Annotated in this window: 16 protein-coding genes; 7 read left to right on the forward strand and 9 right to left on the reverse strand. The window is 42.0% G+C overall.

The features are described 5' to 3' along the window. Positions 1-433 precede the first annotated feature (433 nt). Together AB4153_RS19420 and rsmD are read right to left on the reverse strand one after the other, a co-directional pair. Positions 434-718 (reverse strand): DUF1145 domain-containing protein, encoded by a 285-nt coding sequence (locus AB4153_RS19420; RefSeq protein ID WP_371998431.1) that lies wholly within the window; start codon positions 716-718, stop codon positions 434-436. Positions 719-727: 9 nt separating this feature from the next. After that, positions 728-1309 carry a 16S rRNA (guanine(966)-N(2))-methyltransferase RsmD gene (gene rsmD, locus AB4153_RS19425; RefSeq protein WP_229370838.1) on the reverse strand — a complete coding sequence of 194 codons (582 nt, stop codon included), beginning with the start codon at positions 1307-1309 and terminating at the stop codon, positions 728-730. A 178-nt stretch (positions 1310-1487) separates the two neighbouring features. Between rsmD and ftsY the strand changes: the two genes are divergently transcribed. The 4 genes from ftsY to rpoH all read left to right on the forward strand — a co-directional run bounded on the left by ftsY (position 1488) and on the right by rpoH (position 6059). Continuing rightward, on the forward strand, positions 1488-3278 hold the full coding sequence (ftsY, locus tag AB4153_RS19430; RefSeq protein WP_371998432.1) for a signal recognition particle-docking protein FtsY: 1791 nt from the start codon (positions 1488-1490) through the stop codon (positions 3276-3278). 6 nt (positions 3279-3284) lie between these two features. Continuing rightward, a complete protein-coding gene (gene ftsE / locus AB4153_RS19435; RefSeq protein ID WP_371998433.1) occupies positions 3285-3977 on the forward strand; it encodes a cell division ATP-binding protein FtsE in 693 nt (230 codons plus the stop codon). Continuing rightward, complete coding sequence (gene ftsX, locus AB4153_RS19440) at positions 3977-4942, forward strand: permease-like cell division protein FtsX (RefSeq protein WP_102526738.1); 966 nt, start codon at positions 3977-3979, stop codon at positions 4940-4942. The genes ftsE and ftsX overlap by 1 nt, the downstream gene beginning before the upstream one ends. A gap of 253 nt (positions 4943-5195) precedes the next feature. Further along, positions 5196-6059 (forward strand): RNA polymerase sigma factor RpoH, encoded by an 864-nt coding sequence (gene rpoH, locus AB4153_RS19445; protein WP_102526739.1) that lies wholly within the window; start codon positions 5196-5198, stop codon positions 6057-6059. A 94-nt stretch (positions 6060-6153) separates the two neighbouring features. Here rpoH and menE read toward each other — a convergent pair whose 3' ends face one another. The 5 genes from menE to AB4153_RS19470 all read right to left on the reverse strand — a co-directional run bounded on the left by menE (position 6154) and on the right by AB4153_RS19470 (position 11955). Next, positions 6154-7680, reverse strand: a complete 1527-nt coding sequence (gene menE / locus AB4153_RS19450) for an o-succinylbenzoate--CoA ligase (RefSeq protein WP_371998434.1) — start codon at positions 7678-7680, stop codon at positions 6154-6156. Between the two features lie 38 nt (positions 7681-7718). Next, positions 7719-8816 carry an o-succinylbenzoate synthase gene (menC, locus tag AB4153_RS19455; protein WP_371998435.1) on the reverse strand — a complete coding sequence of 366 codons (1098 nt, stop codon included), beginning with the start codon at positions 8814-8816 and terminating at the stop codon, positions 7719-7721. A 54-nt stretch (positions 8817-8870) separates the two neighbouring features. Then, positions 8871-9641 (reverse strand): 2-succinyl-6-hydroxy-2,4-cyclohexadiene-1-carboxylate synthase, encoded by a 771-nt coding sequence (gene menH, locus AB4153_RS19460; protein ID WP_303518249.1) that lies wholly within the window; start codon positions 9639-9641, stop codon positions 8871-8873. After that, positions 9641-11371, reverse strand: a complete 1731-nt coding sequence (gene menD, locus AB4153_RS19465) for a 2-succinyl-5-enolpyruvyl-6-hydroxy-3-cyclohexene-1-carboxylic-acid synthase (protein ID WP_371998436.1) — start codon at positions 11369-11371, stop codon at positions 9641-9643. The genes menH and menD overlap by 1 nt, the downstream gene beginning before the upstream one ends. A gap of 155 nt (positions 11372-11526) precedes the next feature. Beyond that, positions 11527-11955 carry an Lrp/AsnC family transcriptional regulator gene (locus tag AB4153_RS19470; RefSeq protein ID WP_102526744.1) on the reverse strand — a complete coding sequence of 143 codons (429 nt, stop codon included), beginning with the start codon at positions 11953-11955 and terminating at the stop codon, positions 11527-11529. 163 nt (positions 11956-12118) lie between these two features. Here AB4153_RS19470 and yjeH point away from each other — a divergent pair, with 163 nt between their 5' ends. Next, positions 12119-13387, forward strand: coding sequence for an L-methionine/branched-chain amino acid transporter (gene yjeH, locus AB4153_RS19475; RefSeq protein WP_102526745.1), 1269 nt, complete (start codon positions 12119-12121; stop codon positions 13385-13387). Positions 13388-13501: 114 nt separating this feature from the next. On the opposite strand, the gene AB4153_RS19480 is transcribed toward yjeH, so the two are convergent. Together AB4153_RS19480 and AB4153_RS19485 are read right to left on the reverse strand one after the other, a co-directional pair. After that, positions 13502-13951, reverse strand: coding sequence for a TerB family tellurite resistance protein (locus AB4153_RS19480; RefSeq protein WP_102526746.1), 450 nt, complete (start codon positions 13949-13951; stop codon positions 13502-13504). 150 nt (positions 13952-14101) lie between these two features. Continuing rightward, positions 14102-14632: a DUF2780 domain-containing protein gene (locus tag AB4153_RS19485; protein WP_102526747.1), complete on the reverse strand. Its 531-nt coding sequence runs from the start codon at positions 14630-14632 to the stop codon at positions 14102-14104. Between the two features lie 195 nt (positions 14633-14827). Between AB4153_RS19485 and AB4153_RS19490 the strand changes: the two genes are divergently transcribed. Both AB4153_RS19490 and AB4153_RS19495 read left to right on the forward strand, forming a co-directional pair. Then, complete coding sequence (locus AB4153_RS19490; RefSeq protein ID WP_102526748.1) at positions 14828-15559, forward strand: hypothetical protein; 732 nt, start codon at positions 14828-14830, stop codon at positions 15557-15559. Positions 15560-15594: 35 nt separating this feature from the next. After that, positions 15595-16998, forward strand: a complete 1404-nt coding sequence (locus AB4153_RS19495; protein ID WP_102526749.1) for a tetratricopeptide repeat protein — start codon at positions 15595-15597, stop codon at positions 16996-16998. Positions 16999-17346: the final 348 nt, after the last annotated feature.

The following is a 17346-nucleotide window of genomic DNA, read 5'->3' on the forward strand; positions in this document are numbered from 1 at the left end:
CATAAAGGTGTTGCTCACCCTTACCCTAAAAAGTAAGTAGACCTACATAAGAGGTGGCGAATAGGGAGTGATGACCCTTGCAGCTATCAATTAAAAAAACCTCGCTATGGCGAGGTTTTTTTATGGCTGAAATTTGCTGTTGTGAATTAAAAAGCAAGAAGGCGACTATTATTCCAAGCACAAAGACTTGTGTAGATTGTCATAAAGGTGTTGCTCACCCTTAGCCTAAAAAGTAAGTAGACCTACATAAGAGATGGTGAATAGGGAGTGATAACCCTAGGCATGATCAATTAATGTCTATAACCATATTGATTAGTGCTTTAAAGCGTAACCCATAATTAAAGCTCAATAAAAAGCCCCACGAATGTGAGGCTCATAACTTAGATGCTGTTTAATTTCGTTATCACTTCATTTGTGATGCCAGCTATAAGTATCAATCTTCAGTTTGAGGTAAATCCAATACTTTTTGGCGATATTCTAATAAACCAAAGACACCCAAGAAATAGACTTTAATGTAATCGACTAACTTAAGTTTTAGTAATGTGTTGAACATAGTGTAAAAAATCAATAATTGGAACAAGTGCATAAATGCCGTGATCAATAACAGAATATTGAGAACAATGCTGACTTTGCCATCGAATGGCATGAACACATTATAAAACATCACCAACCATGTCAGCAGGGTAAAGCTCTTACCTGCCAGAATAAAAAATTTCATCTGTAACCTTTAATCAATTTGATATTGGAATAAACGGTAGGTCACTTGCCCTGCCGATTTTTGTTTAAGCTCAACCCAAGTATTGGGGATGTCTAACTGAGCTAAGTCGGATTCCGTTTCGACATAAATTTGTGCATTTTCATTGAGCCATTGTTTTTCATCTAGCAGCGCGATGGTTTTACTGGCCAGATCTTTGCGAAAAGGGGGATCGACAAAAACAATATCAAAGCCTTTATCTGGATTACCTTTGGCGAGCAAAGCCAAACTATCACCATTAATGACATCGGCCGTTTCGCATTTTAGGGTTTGTAAATTTTGTTGCAACTGCTTCGCTGCGCTGGATTGCAGTTCAAAAATTCGAGCATAGTCAGCGTAGCGTGATAATGCTTCTAGGCTCAGTGCGCCGCTTCCAGCAAAACAATCCAACACTCTTGCACCGCGAACGTCTGTGGATAACCAGTTAAATAAGGTCTCGCGCACTCGATCTGTGGTTGGTCGAAGACCTTCAAGATCGTGAATAGGAAGTTTTCGTGAACGCCATTGTCCTGAAATGATCCTGACTTGGCCGCTAGCGGACTTATTTTTGGACATTTTGCCCTCGTGATTTTGCCTGAACAAAGAAAGTGGTAGACTATGCAACCAATTAGAATACTCGATATTTTATACCAAACTGATGCCTAAAGGTGAGCAATCCTTCTGACATTATCTGTATTAAGTTATCGAGAGTATTTTTCCGAATTTTTTAGCTCACTAAGTACTGGTAGTAGACATGGCAAAGAAAGGTTTTTTTTCGTGGTTTCGTAAAGACAAAACCAAAGAACAAGAGAAAGTTACAACCGACAACGCTCAAGAGCAAATTGACACCAGTAGTACTGAGCAGACTGAAGCAGAGCTTGCTGCTCAGCAATTAGCTGAACAGCAACGTGTTGAAGAACAAAACCGTCTTGCAGCAGAAAAAGAAGCTGCTGAAAAGGCTGAGGCTGAATTACAGGCTCAGCAATTAGCTGAACAGCAACGTGTTGAAGAGCAAAACCGTCTTGCAGCAGAAAAAGAAGCTGCTGAAAAGGCTGAAGCTGAATTACAGGCTCAGCAATTAGCTGAACAGCAACGTGTTGAAGAACAAAACCGTCTTGCAGTAGAAAAAGAAGCTGCTGAAAAGGCTGAAGCTGAATTACAGGCTCAGCAATTAGCTGAACAGCAGCGTGTTGAAGAACAAAACCGTCTTGCAGCAGAAAAAGAAGCTGCAGAAAAAGCTGAAGCTGAACGATTAGCTCAGGAACTTGCAGAACAGCAATTAGCCGAGCAACAGCGCGCTGAAGAGCAAGCCCGTATTGAAGCTGAACAAAAAGCAGCGGAACAAGCAGCTGTAGAGTTGGCAGCTCAAGAAAAAGCGGCTGCTGATAAAGCCGAAGCCGAACGCCAAGCACAAGCTGAAGCAGATCGCCAAGCTGAGCAACAACGAGTCGCAGAACAAACTCGCCTTGCCGAAGAGCAATTAGCTCAAGAACAAAGAGAGCTAGAAGAGGCTGAACGTGCAGAAGCTCAGCGTCTCGAAGAAGAAGCTGCTGCTAAAGCGGCACAAGAAGCAGAAACAACAGACCTTGTCGCAGAGCCTCAAGCTAAACCTGTTAAAGAAGGTCTTTTTGCTCGCTTAAAGCGTGGCCTAAAGCGCACCAGTGAAAACATTGGTAGCGGCTTTATGGGGATCTTTAGCGGTAAGAAGATTGATGATGATTTATTCGAGGAATTAGAAGAACAGCTGCTTATTGCCGATGTTGGTGTTGAAACCACCACTCGACTTATTGATAGCCTGACTGACAGCGCCTCTCGCAAACAGCTTAAAGACGCCGAAGCGCTTTATGATTTAATGCGCGATGAAATGCAAACCATTCTAGACCCTGTTGCGATTCCTTTAGTGCCTGAAAATGCCAATGGCCCATTTGTGATTTTAATGGTGGGTGTTAATGGCGTGGGTAAAACTACCACCATTGGTAAATTGGCAAAACAGTATCAAAAACAAGGCAAATCTGTCATGTTAGCTGCGGGTGATACCTTCCGTGCTGCAGCTGTTGAACAGTTACAAGTATGGGGACAGCGTAATGAAATCCCTGTGGTTGCTCAGCACACTGGTGCAGATAGCGCCTCAGTATTGTTTGATGCACTGCAAGCGGCTAAAGCACGTAATGTTGATGTATTAATTGCAGATACAGCAGGGCGTTTACAAAACAAAAGTCACTTGATGGAAGAACTGAAGAAAGTCGTTCGCGTGATGAAGAAATTAGACCCAGATGCGCCGCATGAAGTCATGTTAACGTTAGACGCAAGTACCGGCCAAAATGCGATTAGCCAAGCACAGCTGTTCCAAGAGGCTGTTGGCGTTACAGGTATCACGATCAGTAAATTAGATGGCACAGCAAAAGGCGGCGTAATTTTCGCGATTGCCGATAAGTTTAATATCCCTATCCGTCACATTGGTGTTGGTGAACAGATTGATGACTTACGTACCTTTAATTCAAACGATTTTATCGAAGCATTATTTAGTCAGGATAAGGCAGAATAGTCACATATGATCCATTTTGAGCAAGTCAGTAAGATCTATCCGGGTGGCCAAAAAGCACTCTCTGAAGTCAATTTTCGTCTTCAACAAGGTGAAATGGCCTTTTTAACCGGACACTCTGGCGCAGGTAAAAGTACCTTGCTCAAATTGATCACTGTCATTGAACGTGCCAGTGCCGGTAAAGTTTCTATTAATGGTCATGACATTGCCAAGCTTGGCAAAAAGCATGTGCCATATCTTCGCCGTAATATCGGCATGATTTTTCAAAACCATCACCTACTCATGAATAAAAGCGTGTTTGATAACGTGGCTTTACCATTAGTGATTGAAGGTTTTTCTCACGGTGAAATTCGTAAACGTGTTGCAGGCGCCCTTGATATGGTGGGCTTGTATGGCAAAGAGCGTCATTTACCTGTGATGTTGTCAGGCGGTGAGCAGCAACGTGTCGGTATTGCTCGCGCCATTGTGAATAAACCGCCTTTACTGCTTGCCGATGAGCCAACAGGTAACTTAGATCCTAAGTTATCGATGGACATTCTACGCTTATTTGAAACCTTCCATGATTCTGGCACCAGCGTCCTAATCGCAACCCATGATTTGGGCTTAATTGCACGAATGAAATACCGCACCTTAACTTTACGCCAAGGCAAAATGCTTGGTGGTGATGAAATCTATTCAGCTGATACTCAGGGGCAGATTTAATGTCGAATAAAGTTAAGATAACCGCGAGTAAACTGCCCTTTACTGGGCGTTTAGTGATGTTTTTTGTACGTCATATTCAACAAGCAATGGCCAGTATTGGTGAGCTGTGGCGTAACCCTGTGTCATCTGTGATGACAATGGCAGTGCTTGGAGTCAGCTTGAGCTTACCTGCAGCACTACAAGTCCTAGTTAAAAATGCTGAAAATATTACTCAGTCTTGGAATAACGCAGCAGAAATCTCGCTATTTATTAATGAAGGCCGCAGTGAACAGTCAATACAAAGTCTGATTTCACGGATTAATGTCTATTCCGAAGTGGATGTGGTGCACTACATTAATCGCGACCAAGCTTTAGAAGAATTTCAACGTTTATCAGGTTTTGGTGAAGCATTATCTTATCTCGATAGTAATCCGTTACCTGCAGTGGTGGTGGTTACGCCATTAGCACGACATTCAAGCCCTGAAGGTGCAAGAAAGTTGCTCGACAAGCTTGAGCGCGAACCTGAGGTCAGTTTTGGTCGTTTAGATATTGAATGGCTTGAACGATTACAAGCCATGGTGAGACTGATTGAACGCACTGTACTTGCCATTGCAGCCTTATTAGTGCTCGCGGTGGTGTTAGTTATTGGTAACACCATTCGATTAGCGATCATGAATCGCCGCACCGAAATCGAAGTGATGAAGTTAGTTGGTGCAACGGAAGCCTTTATTCAAAGGCCCTTCTTATATACCGGTATTTGGTATGGAGTGATTGGCGGTGTGCTCGCCTGGATCATCATTAACCTTTTAGTCTGGTATCTTGATTCTGCCCTTGCTGAGTTACTTGGCTTATACGGTAGCCAACTGCAAATTCAAGCCTTAAGTATGGCTGAGTTAGTCAAATTGGTGCTATTGGCTTCTTTCTTAGGCTGGTTAGGCTCATACCTCTCTGTTAGGCAACATTTACGCGCAATTGAACCTTCTTAATATTACTGTCGTATTGTAGTGGCAATATATGATGTCCAAATGTGTTGGTAAGATTATTTTGGACTAAAAATGAACATTTGTTCACTTGCAATTGCTTTGGATTCAGCAGAGTATAATTCAGCGCGCATTTTGTGTGCATCCTTGTGTTGAACCACTGTTGACATATGTTGTCCGATAATAGATAGTTCACCACTTAACTTAAAATATTTTAAGTTACATAAGTGTTAAAAACGCAGTAATAGTAGGAGCTTTAATGGCCTTTCAATCGCAATCTATGTCACTCACTGTCCCTAGAGGAAGTAGCAGCTTAGAAGCTTATATGCAATCAGTCACAGGCATCGAGATGCTTGGGGCAGACGAAGAGCAGGAGCTTGCAAAACGCTTGCAAGAAACTGGCGACCTACATGCTGCAAAAAAACTGATTATGTCTCACTTGCGCTTTGTTGTGCATGTGGCGAAAGGTTATTCTGGGTATGGTTTGCCACAAGCAGATCTTATTCAAGAAGGTAACATCGGTTTGATGAAGGCGGTAAAACGTTTTGATCCTGGTGTTGGTGTTCGCTTGGTATCTTTTGCAGTGCATTGGATTAAAGCTGAAATTCATGAGTACGTGCTTAAAAACTGGCGTATTGTGAAGGTCGCAACAACCAAAGCGCAACGTAAATTATTCTTCAATATTCGTAAAACTAAAAAGCGTTTAGGCTGGTTTAGCGACGAAGAAGTCGGCATGGTAGCAGAGAATTTAGGGGTGTCTAAAAAAGACGTCACCGAAATGGAGTCGCGTATGGCGGCACAAGATCCTGCATTTGATTTAGCCAGCGACAATGACGATGACAGCAGTGTTGATTTTGCACCTGTTCATTATTTGGAAGATCATTCTTCTGATGTAGCCGTTGAAGTTGAAAATGAAAATTGGGAATCAGATTCTCAAGCGCGTTTATTCTCAGCGATTAAAACTCTAGACGAGCGTAGCCAGCATATTTTGCGTGCACGTTGGTTAGATGATGACAAAACGACTCTGCAAGAATTAGCATCAACTTATCAAGTTTCTGCTGAGCGTATCAGACAGCTTGAAAAGAACGCGATGAACAAACTTAAATCTTGCATGGAAATCTAATTCCGCTTGGTTAAGTTTATAATTAAAACCTGCTACGGCAGGTTTTTTTATGGCTTTTTTTAGCTCTGTTATAGAAGCGTTGTGGGACTTTACCCTACAAAGGCAATCTTTGCTTTACTGCGGCAATAATCGCTTTACGAGGGATCTTAAGGCTAGTGGTTTTGATACCGGTTGGCCAAGAGTAATAATGTCTTGGGCGCTTGAAACGAGCAATTCTTTCAATAATAAATTGCTCGATTGAATTAACTTGTGCTGTTGATAATTGGGCTTCTACTGGAACAGTCGCAGTCTGTTGGCTTGATAGTTCACTATTCTTGAGTTGAATGATAGCTGCAGGCAATAAGCTGAATGTCTTATCTTCTTCTGCAAACACAAGCGCATTTTCGATTAAGGGGTGTGCTTTTAATGCTGCTTCAATCTCTTCTGGGTGAATATTTTCACCACCGCAAATAAACATGTTATCGGCGCGACCAAGTAAGCGAAGGTTACCAGAATCATCCAGTTCGCCTAAATCTTGGGTGTTAAACCAGCCTTGTTCATCAGTGACTTTTTCAGCAATACATTGATGGTGTGAAGGTACAGTATTATCGGTTACTGCATCAGTTAAATAACCTAAGAATAGGCAGTCGCCTTTTACCCAAATAGTGCCATCTCTAATTTCCATTTGTCTGTGGCTTAATGGCTTTCCTAAATGGCCCTGAGGGTTTATCAAAGCTGTTGTGATTTGTGAACTCATTTCAGACATGCCATAACTGCAATATGCATTAATATGTCTGTCAGCGAGCGCTGAGACTAATTTAGCTTCTATGGCACCGCCGCCTAATAACAAGGCTTTTACTTGATCTAATGCTTGCGGATGCTGAGCCAAAATTTTACTTAATTGCGCAGCCACTAACGAGACATGACTGATTTCGTTGCCGCTAATTTGTTGCCATAAAGGCTGATTATTACTCAGGACCACACATGCCCCAGCGAGCGCACAACGATTAATGATGGCTAAACCACCAATATGAAACAAAGGTAGCGATAATAACCAGGTGTCACCGCTTTTGAGGCTAATATTTTCAGCCGAGCCCTGTGCACTGGCAATGTGATTTGATAAACAATGCACCACGCCTTTTGGGGTACCACTAGAGCCAGATGTGAGAATGATATTCAGTGGCTTTTTACTATCAATACTTGGCTTACTTTGAATTGGAGCAGGATGTTCACACTCTAGTTGAAGATCAATTTTGAGCCGTTGTTGGGTCCCATCACTGATATTGAAATCAGGCTGCTGCGCCTCTGACCAATAAAAATCAATCTTAAAACGCTGACATAATTGGGCTTGTTGCGATACAGGAAACTTAGGTGATATTGGCAAAAATATCGCGCCTAAATCAACGCATGCCCAATAAAGGCAAATCATTTCGAGGTTATTAAGGCTGATACAAGCGAGACGGCTATTATGACTAACGCCTTGCTTTTGCAGCGATCTCACAAGGTTAGTTACCAGCGCACTTAACTTAAGGTAACTGATTACGTCACTATGCTTAATACTGGCTTTATCGCCGTTATCTGTTTGCTGAATAGCTATAGTTTCGGGCATGTCTAAAGCTGTTTGGTGTAGCGGAGAAATCATCACAAAACCTTTGTTAACCTGTCTGACTATGGCGTTTCTTATTCATTAGTATAGCGATTGATTAGCTGAGTAACTTGTGGATTCAGTTGATTATTTTCGAGCATTAACGGCTCGCTAAAGTTAGCTAGCGTGTCGAGCCCCGGGATTTCATCAGGGGTTAACTGTGCGGCTAGCGTCGCTAAGTCGTTAATCCCCAGGTTAGCTTCTAAACTTGAGCTAAATATACAACGCACGCCATGTTCTGTGGCGGTTTCAATGAGTTTCGCTAGTTTGTCGATATTGCCAATAATCATCGGCTTGATGATAAGTGCTGCTAACCCATCAAACATAGTAAATTGATAGTCTGCATCATTTAACGTTTCATCTAGCGCAAAAGGAATCTTAAGTGCTTGATAAACCATGCGGCTTTCTTTGAGCGTTTGACAAGGTTCTTCAATGTATTCGATGCTGGCTTTTGGTAAGCATGCCAGAAACTCAATGGCTTGCTCAGCACTAAAACCTTGATTCGCATCAAGGCGTAATTTGAGCTTTGGATTAATAGATAATATCTGATGAATAAACTGGATTTCTTGTTCTATTGAAGCTTGAGCCACTTTGACTTTTATTGCATAAGTACGTTTAGGTAGCGTATTTATTTTGGCCGCTAACGCTTCATTAGTCGTGTCAGGTTGATAATAAAATAAACTGATTTTTCGATCATCAACATGGGCATATTGAAATGCCGAACTAAACTTAGTCGCTAATAAGCTGAGCCCAAATGCTGCAGAGGGCAGTTTTATTTCACTGGCAATATTAGCTAATTCGGTTAACGGCTTATTGATTAACAGCGGTAATTGCTGCTGGAGTAATGCAATCACTTGTTCAAGTGATTCTTCGCTAAATCCAACAAGAGGTTTGTTGTTGGTATCTACGCCTGACAAAGGGCTGATTTCGACACTTTCGCATTGACCATGATTTAATTGAGCATGGTTTAATTGAGCACTGATGACTAAACCAAACCGTTGATCGATGCGCTGAGTTGCCACAGGCAATGTGGGTGATAATGGGATTTGGTAACGGTGCAGTGTAAGCTCACTGATGATGGCAAGTTCGACTTGTTCAAGGCTAGAAGTTTCATTGTTATCACCAGTGTGCATAAAGCGTAAATCCTTTATTAACGAATACTCACCGCTTAACAGTGTTGTTAGCAGTTATGGGTAAAGCAGCTGTATGACGCTTGCTGCAAACATCTTTGGTTGCGCTTTATGGGTATTGTGCCCTGAATGTGGGATTGTGATCACCGATAAATCAATTTTCTGTTGCCACTTCTCTGCCAAGTTAGAAAATTTATTGTCATTTTCACCCACCAATAGATATCTCGGGCAGTGTAATTGTTTCAGTACTTTTTGGCCATTATCTTGTAATCCAAGTGAAGTGCTCTGAAAGCAATGCAGTAACGCTTGAGGATTATTTTTACTACGAATATTAATCAGCTGTTCACGAGCATCATTATTTAATTCAGCAAAAACCGGCTGTTGGTACCATTCACTTAAAAATGTTCTTAATGGCTTTGACGCTAGTTTCTCTGCCCATTTCTGATCGTGTTTCAGTCTGGTTTGCTTATCACGTGTGGAACATAAACCTAAATGAGCCGACTCCAACATAAGACTCAATAGTGCCGCAGGATGGAATTTAGCGATATGCAACGCTACTCGGCCACCTAAAGAGTATCCCAGCAAATGAAATTGCGGATAACCTAGATTAATCACTTGATGGGTAATGGTATCAGCAAGGGCTTCAAAGCCTGGCGTTGGCAATATCTGCTCGTTTTCACCATGGCCTGGCAGATCGATGCAAATACAATGAAAGTATTGGCTTAGGGTGGGTAAGCAAGCTTGCCAATCTTCTTTGGAACCTAAAAAACCATGTAATAAAACCAGTGCAGGTAATGCGGTGTCACCGTATCGTTTAATGGTTGGCATTAGTGTTGTTTCACCCATTGTGCAATGAGCTTGATTTGATCGCTTGCTTGATTAGGGCTGACATTGACTTCAATCACAGAGGTGCCTGCAAAGGCCATTGCATCAACATAAGCTTCATTAAAGCTGGTTAAACAATCCACTTGGTTATATGGCAAACCAAACATGGCGGCAGCATAACCAAATTCCAGTCCGTGACTCAAACGGTAATATTCATCTCTTACTGCTTCATTAGGCACAGGTAATAAGTTGAAAATATTGCCGCCATCATTATTCAAAATCACAATCACAAACGGACTGTTAATTTGCTTGGTTATGGCGAGCGAATTAAGATCGTGCAAACTTGAAATATCACCAATGAGTAGGGTGCTTGGCTGTTTACTGGCGAGTGCCATTCCGCTTGCTGTAGCAATTAATCCATCGATGCCAGATGCACCTCGATTGGTATAAATCGCAGGCGTTTCGCAGGTAATAGGTGAATACATATCGTATAAGCGAACTGGCAAGCTATTACCAATAAACCATTGATGTTTTGAGGTCTGCACCTTAGCTATTTGGCGAACAACTTGGGGTTCACCAAAGCCGCTTTGGTCAATATGCTGTGTTAGCAATGCTTCAATATTTTGATTCATTTCTACTAATGACAGCGCCCAATTGGCAGATGATGATCTTGACCACTGCGCACTGCACATTGCTGAGACACTAGCGAGCCATATCCGTTTCGACTGATGGTTAGGGTCAAGGCGCTGTTGAATCGGTAAGACTTGCCAGTAGCTATGCCATTGTTGCTCAGCAATAAAACTAATCAGTCTTTTAGAAATAAAACGCCCGCCAAATACCAATACACGGTCTGCTTGTTCGACGAATTTAGCCGCTTTTGGGTTGAGCATCAGCTGATCAATATGACCTATCACACTAGGATGTTGCCTGAGCTGAGACTGTGCATCGACCACAATGGGCCAGCCCAATTTTTGCCCCAGTTCAATAATCTGTTGTGGATTATCTTTTGGAGATAACGTGCCCACCACAATCACCCCTTTGCCATGGACGAAACGCATCATGGTGTCTTCAGTCGGTAAGTTGCTACTAGATGCTTGACCATAATCAGTATAGGGAAATGCGTGATTTAGCCAGTCTGAAATTGGCGTCACATAACCAGATAATGATGTTTTAACAAGTTGAGATAAGGTTTCTAATTCGCTTGGGTATAACGGCTCACGGTACATACAATTGAAATGTACTGGTTGAGTTTGATTACTCACTACTTCATCAATGGTAGTGAGCAAAGTATTTGGGGCGATGGCTAAATCTGGCGTTGGTAAATTAACTTGTTTAGCATAATCGGCGAATATTGCGGGTTGCACAATGGCTTGGTTTGCACCACAACCGATTAATTCAGGCGGTCTATCGCCACTTAACACAATCAAAGGAACTTGAGTTAACCAGGCTTCTACAATTGCTGGATACAGGTTGGCGACTGCGGTGCCTGATGTGGTGACAATCGCTACAGGGCTATTACTGGCTTTTGCTAAACCAAGCGCCATAAAACCTAAACCACGTTCGTCGAAGTGTAAATGACGTTCAAGTTTATCTTGGGCAGCTGCGGCTAAGGTTAATGGTGTTGAACGAGAACCAGGTGCCATGCATACGTGTTTTACGCCAAGCCGAGCCAGCTCTTCAAGGATGAGTGCACCCCAAAGTAAATTGATGTCAGAATTAGGCCGTGTTTGCATAGTGTTAAATACCCAATTTAAAGTGTTTGAAACCTGTAGTTTCAACATACTTGTTTAAGTTTAATTGACTTAAAAAGTGTTATTTATTTTAGTCTCTTATCAGCATTGTTGGCTATTTTACCAGTATAACCAATAAATTAATTTGAGAATGTGCGTTACGCTTGATTGTTAATCCATTCACTCATTACCACGTGGGTTTTAATTTTGACGATATCTACCTGGGCATCAATGTACTCACGAATTTCATGCAGTCGCTTCATCGATGCGGCATTAACATAAACCAACAGATCCATTTCGCCAGTGATCCCTTGGCAAGTTATGACTTCAGGTATGGCATGAAATACGTGAACAACATCGGCACAATTAGCGCGTTCATGTTGTATTTCAAAGTATGCCGATACGCCTTCTTTTTGCGACTCACTTAATAAAACTTGATAGCCACGAATTACACCAGATTGTTCAAGTTTTTTTATCCGCTCAGTAACCGCACTCCGTGATAAGCTCACAGCTTCAGAGATATGAGAAATACTTTGACGAGCATTTGCTCTTAACGCATTTAAAATGAGTTGATCAAATTTATCCATTTTGATTCCAGTCGTTAGAAATACAATATCCGTCATATTGTTGGTAACTTTATTAATTACCGTCAAAATGTCGGTTTTATAAGTGTTTTTGCAGAGTGATTACGGCAGTTTGTATCCAATAACCATTTTATAATTCTTGCAAACACCACCATAGAGCAAGCTAATGAATCAAATTACAGGAACGATAGGGCGCTGGCAAGGTGCCGGACTGATGGCCACCACTTTGCTTGGTACAGGGGTATTTATTTTACCGCAAATGACCATTGCAGTAGCAAATAGTGGTGCTTTATTGGCATGGATTATTTTGACCGTCGCCATTTTGCCTGTGGCAGTGGTATTTGGTTTACTTGCTAGCCGTTTTCCTCATGCAGCAGGGCCAGCCTATTTTATTGAAAAAGCCTTTGGTACCACTGCGGGGCGCACGATTGGATTGATCTTTTTGTTTGTGATCCCGATTGGTGCACCAGCGGCAATTCTGATGACTTTTCAATTCATGGATGCCTTAGTTTCTATCACTGGCTGGGGTCAGTTAGTGGCTGAGCTGATGATTGTGTTGGTGCTGTTATTGCTGAACTATCGCGGTATTCAGGTCTCTGCCAAATTGCAGTTTGCGCTGACTTTAGCCATTGTGGCAGTTGTCGCGGTGTTATTTAGTGCCAGTGGCACAAATGTCAGTGAAGCTGGCGCATTCACAGAGTTAGCTTCAGCTGAGGTTTCGACAGTCATGCTAGCCATGGGGATTGGATTTTGGAGCTTTTTAGGTATTGAAGCCATGACGCATTTAGCCAATGACTTTAAAAACCCTAAAAAAGACATGCTACCTGCAATGATGATTGGCACGGTATTAGTCGGCATCATTTACCTTATTTGCACCTTATTGCTATTGATGGTGCCTAGCGATAAAGAAGGATTAGCAATGATCCACACTTTCGAAACGTTATTGGGTAATGTGGTGTGGCAGGGCATGGGAGCGCAAGTCATTGGCATTTTGGGCATTGCTAGCGGCATTGCGACGGTTAACGTCTATTGCGCCAGTGCAGCACGTTTACTGTGGAGCTTTAGCAAAGAAGGCGTATTACCGAGTTACTTTAGCAAACTCAATCAATTTGGTGTGCCGCTGAGAGCATTAGTGACGATTTTATTGACCATGGTATTAGTCATCAGCTTTACTTTTGTTACTGAGCAAAAACTCGAGGACTTAATTGCTTGGAGTAACGGCGTATTCATTATTATCTATTTATTGACCATGTTATCAGCGGCAAAATTGCTCAGTAAACGCTATTTACCACTCGTGGTTGGTGGTTGCATATTTTGTCTAGGAGTGGGGGTAGCTCTGGCTGAAAATATGTTGTATTCCTTTATCTTAGTTATAGTGGTTGCGCCATTTATGTATTGGCAAAAACAGCATCAAACGCGTAAACAAGCGGCTTAACTTAAGGTTTGCTTGCGCAGAAATGTAAAAACGGGACTTTCTAAAGAAAGTCCCGTTTTATTTGTCTTATAGCCAACAGCTTAAGCGTAAAGCTTAGTGCTTAAGGGGAGGAACTTAGCGTTCTTCCATGGCAATATTGCGCATTTGAATCACTTCACTGTGCTTTAAATAAAGTAAATCAGCGGTGCGGCGAATAATTTGGTCTTCATTTCGACATAGCTTGCCATCCGAGTAAGCCAACTTCCACATACACAGAAGTAATTTTTGCTTTTGCTCAATGGAACACTGAGCATTAATTTCTGCAGTAAACTCAAATAATGAAATTGAATTGCCTTGAACTAACTTGGCTTCGTCAATTAATGCGTTAGCTTCAGCAGCACTGATATTTAAATTGTCGCTAATTATTCCAGGAAGCATCGCTACTTCTTGCTCGTCTAGCGTTTCATCGGCATACATGACCTCAAGCAATAAACTTACAGCAGCTAACTTTAACTGTTGTGCTTGATCTTCTGGGGTCGTTGCTTGAGCATGCGACTGTAAAAACTGTTTCAGTTTCGCGATCATATGGCCTCCTAAACGTCTTTAAAACAATGCAGCTGTACTGACTATTTTAGTGAGTATTGAAAAGTGAATATAAGATTAAGCTTAACAGAGACAATAATGCCGAGCGAATGGCTCGGCATTAAATAAAATTAATCCTAAATCAGCGAGTCATTAAAGTAATGAATTCACGCCTTTCATTAACAAATCAACCGTACCTTCAGTGCCGTTGGTTTCTAGGTATGATTTGGCAATATCAACCATTGGCGCAACGTATTCTTTTTTAATGCCTAACTGTTCGAACGCGTCGTATACCATTGCAGCGCCTTCAAATGACTTACCTAAATCACCTGCTTGAGATAATAAACCTGACATGCCATCGTCCGATGCTAATGCAGGTACTGCAGATAAAAGTGTGTCAGCTCCAGGAATGCTGTTTGATAACTGGCTAAAGTCAGAATCGCCTAAGTTAGACTGCGCAAGGCTTAGCAAGGTACCTAAACCGCCTTCCGCTTGATCTTTACTGAGGCCTAGTTGTGACATTACGTTACCTACTAAATCAGTAGATTGTGCATCAGCGGTAGTCTCTACTTTTTCTACTTTCTTTTCATCGGTGCCAAAAACACTGTCTAACCAACCCGCTTGTGCTGGAGAAGTAACTGCAAACATTGCGACTAAAAGACTTACTGCTGGGCTTAATTTCATCGTGGCCATCCTGTGGTTTATGTTGAATGATTAAAAGTGAGTTTTCGATATCCTGTGACCATTTTAACGTTATTCACAAATTTGTGACAAATGATTTAACTAACTTTACTCTCACTTGATATCAATTGTGCAAAAACACAGTTTTTTCGGTATCCTTAGCAGCATATTTATCTATTTTTGATTATTGGAAGTCCCATGTCATTGTCTGCAATTTTGACTGAAGCATATAATTTCTTTCGTAACCACGTGGCGCAACTTGCCTCACTAACAGTGCCATTACTGTTAATTCAAGTCATGATCCAAGTGTGGCTTGGCAGTGAGTTGGCTGCCCAAGCGGAAGTTGAAGTACCGCAATTTGGCGCTATCCATGGTGCTGCTATGATGGTGCTACTATTAATCTTCTCGTTGCTTATCGCTGCATTAACCTTATACCTAGAAGTTCGCTCACGCGGGCATGACGTTACTCCAGGTATGGTGCTGAAAAACAGCTTTACCTTTGTACCGCCATTATTATTAGCTGGAGTATTCTCTGGCTTAGCTATCTTGGCGCCGGTGATGTTATTTGCGGTATTCGGTCCGTTTTGGATTATCGGTTTGAGTATCAGCTTTTATTTGTTTGCTCGCCTTGCCTACGTTAACTTTATGGTGATCGTTGAGCGTGTAACGCCATTAGAAGCCATTAAAAGCAGCTTTAAATTTTCATCGCCAATCGTGCTGAAAACCATGATGATATTAATGCTTTACCTACCATTATCAATGGTTGGTGGTATCGTTATACAGCTGACAGAGTTCGGTGGATTCCCGCTACGCGTCATTATTGATACCTTGTTCGCATTTTTAGGACTTTTCGTTAACGTTGCACTGTTTAGATTGTATATGGTTAACCGTAGTACTGATGATAAAGAGTCAGAGACCACTGAAATCTAAGTGAAAAGTTAATAACAGCAGAGGAGTAACCGCCAGTGTTAAATGATATTGAGTTTATTGGCGGCTTCTCGGCTGAGATAGTGGATGATTACACCAAAGCTAAAAGTTATGTGCGCGATATTCCTACCCAAGCTTTGGTGTTTGTTCGCAGCTTTACCCATCAAGTCACTTCGTTACTGGCTCAGAAGCAGTCGGTAAAATTTAATAGTCCTAACTTATATGATCGCATCGAGCAGCTCAATCGCATGCGCTTTATTGATGTGCCTACAACCAGAGCATTGCATCGACTGCGTAGTGACGGTAACCGCGGCGCACATCCAGAGAAATACCATTTAACCCAAGAGCAATTAGTCTCACTTGCTGAGAAAACGATTAAGAATATCTTGTCGTTAATCACCCTGCTTTATCCAAAAGTACATCGTAAAAAAGCGCCTGAATATCAATTTGAAGCGTTTGATTCGTTTGTTGGCCGTGAGCTTTGCTATCAAGCGGTGATGCATAACGATCATCAAGCTCAATATCTTGTGGGTATGTCTTTAAAATCAAAGGCGTTAATGCAGCAAGAACAAGAGCAGTCGCTTGATCAAAATGAGGCAGAGCATGCCGAATCAGTGAGCACATTCAAGCAAGCCGCGAACTGGTTTGAATTGGCATCTGAGCATCACCAGCAAGCACTATTTGAACATGGAGTGGCATTACTACATGGTTATAACGGCCATAAAAATGCCGTTGCAGGTGAGTTGGCGATTGAGCGTGCAGCCCAAGCAGATGTTGTTGAGGCCAAAGCGTTATTAGGTTTCTTCTACTTAGTTGGCAGTGAAAACTTTAGCCCAGACTTAGCAATAGCGGCAACTTGGTTAGAGCAAGCAGCATTGGCGGAAAATACCGAGGCGATGTCAAATCTCGGCGTGTTGTATTATCAGCAACAGCAACTGGATAAAGCGTTTGAGTGGATTAATAAAGCTGCCCAAGCAGGTTATCCTCATGCCCAGTATCACTTAGCCTTAATGTTATTTAACGGCGAAGGCTGTGAGGCTAATGCTAATACAAGCGAACATTGGTTAGCGGAAGCCGCCGAGCAAGGGCAACTTGATGCGATGTTTATGCGCGCACAACATATGCTAAATGATGATTCTGGTTTAGGCACCGATGTGTGTTTAGCTGAGCGATATTTACGTGATGTAATTAACTACGGCCGCAGTGTTCCCGCGATGATAGAGCTCAGTGTTGCATTGGCCGATGGCGTCTTTAAACGCATTGATGTGGTGGAATCAGCGTCACTGCTTAAACTTGCTAAACAATATGCAAATGATGAACAAGCAGAAATCATCGAGCCGATTTGGCAATCGCTTCAAATTCAAATTGATAATGTGATTGAACTTAAACCCAGTGATGAAGAGCTTAAATCCTTGATTCATGCACAAGGGATCTTGGCTTAATTTTATTTTTGGGTTAGTTCATTTCTTTTTTATAAAGAAGATCAAAGTCGTGGCGCTTCGCCCACACCAGACCAAAAGGGAGTGAACGGCAACTCCCTCTTGGATCTCCCATCCGCTCCATTGAAGTGTTATTTCCTCAGTCTTATAAGTGAGTTTACTAACGCCTCAGATTCGCCATCCCTGGCTCAACTGAGGCTATCTCGACATCCATGTCGAGCTTACGCAAATTCACTCAACGCCTTCGGACACTTCAAACGGAGAATCTTTAACCTGCTAGCTCATTGGTCTGGATACTCCTATATATAGAGTCAATCAAGAGAATTGCGTAAGTCCAGACATGGATAATGG

Origin of the sequence: Shewanella sp. 10N.286.52.E4, from assembly GCF_041468785.1 — a bacterium.
GTDB classification, from domain to species: domain Bacteria; phylum Pseudomonadota; class Gammaproteobacteria; order Enterobacterales; family Shewanellaceae; genus Shewanella; species Shewanella electrodiphila.